At 46.7% G+C, this 1,143-nt stretch carries 1 protein-coding gene; it reads left to right on the top strand.

Features of this window, described 5'->3' with window-relative positions:
• Positions 1–110: 110 nt before the first annotated feature.
• Entirely contained in the window at positions 111–1,115 is a 1,005-nt protein-coding gene (locus tag QUA02_RS33455) for a group II intron reverse transcriptase (protein ID WP_333034029.1), read from the top strand.
• Positions 1,116–1,143 lie beyond the last annotated feature (28 nt).

The following is a 1,143-nucleotide window of genomic DNA, read 5'->3' as shown; positions in this document are numbered from 1 at the left end:
GAGCGCAGTGAGCTGGAAACTCTCATGCTGCGTTCTTAGGGGAGGGGAGAGAGGTGACTCTCGAACCTCACCCGACAAATGCTTCGACAGGATAAGCACGCGCGAGCATCATGGAACGACTCATCGCCCCAAGAGGCATCAAGACCGGAATATTCCGCTGTCTAAAATCAGGAGTCAATCCAGAATTCCCGGAACAAGGAACCCCACAAGGGGGCGTGGTAAGTCCATTACTAGCCAATATCGCTCTCAATGGGATTGAGGAAATACACCAATCAGTCCGCTATGCGGACGACATGGTAATAATTCTGAAGCCCAAAGATGACGCAGTGGCAATACTTGATAAAGTCAGCGAATTTCTGGCAGAACGAGGCATGAAAGTTAGTGAAAAGAAAACTAAGCTAACAGCTACGACAGATGGGTTTGACTTCCTCGGTTGGCATTTCAAAGTGCAGAACAACGGGAAATTTAGATGCGTTCCATCAGCGGACAATTTTAAAGCGTTCCGTCAGAAGGTAAAACACATCGTTAACAACTCGAATTATGGTGCTACTGTCAAGGCTGAGAAATTAGCCCCTGTAGTTAGAGGCTGGAGAAATTACCACCGCTACTGTAAGTTAGATGGGTCACGGTTCTCGCTGTGGTTCATCAACAATAGAGCCTTCAAGGTATTCAATAAGGAATCGAAACAGAACCGTTATACTGTCAAGAAATTGATAGAAAAAGCGTTCCCGGCGGTTCCTTACTCCGAAAACAAATTTGTCAATGTCAAAGGGGAGAAATCGCCCTACGACGGAGATATAGCTTACTGGAGTGAGCGTAACAGCAAACTTTATAACGGCGAAACCTCTAAAGCTTTAAAGCGGCAAAACCATAAATGTGGGAAATGTGGTCTAAAAATGCTAGGCGATGAAAAGGTACATCTGCATCATGTAGATGGTTGCCATAGTAATTGGAAAATAAATAACCTTCTAGCGGTTCACGAAAGCTGCCACGATTATCTCCACATGAGCAAAGGCGCAAGCCAAGAACATCGGGAGCCGGATGCGGGGAAACCAGCACGTCCGGATCGTGCGGTTCGTTTCTATGAAACTAGCCTGTATGGGTTAGGGGATTAGAGCCTTTACGCCGCCTTGGGTGCAAGCC

It is taken from the genome of Microcoleus pseudofavosus SVA1_A4 (assembly GCF_036700565.1).
In the GTDB taxonomy this organism is placed as follows: domain Bacteria; phylum Cyanobacteriota; class Cyanobacteriia; order Cyanobacteriales; family Microcoleaceae; genus Microcoleus.
Note: the sequence above shows the minus strand (reverse complement) of the source record. Positions and strands in the feature narration are given on the sequence as shown.

What these genes read in the sequence shown, in the direction of transcription:
- QUA02_RS33455 (WP_333034029.1), top strand. Translation starts at nt 111, where the DNA reads ATGGAACGACTCATCGCCCCAAGAGGCATCAAGACCGGAATATTCCGC.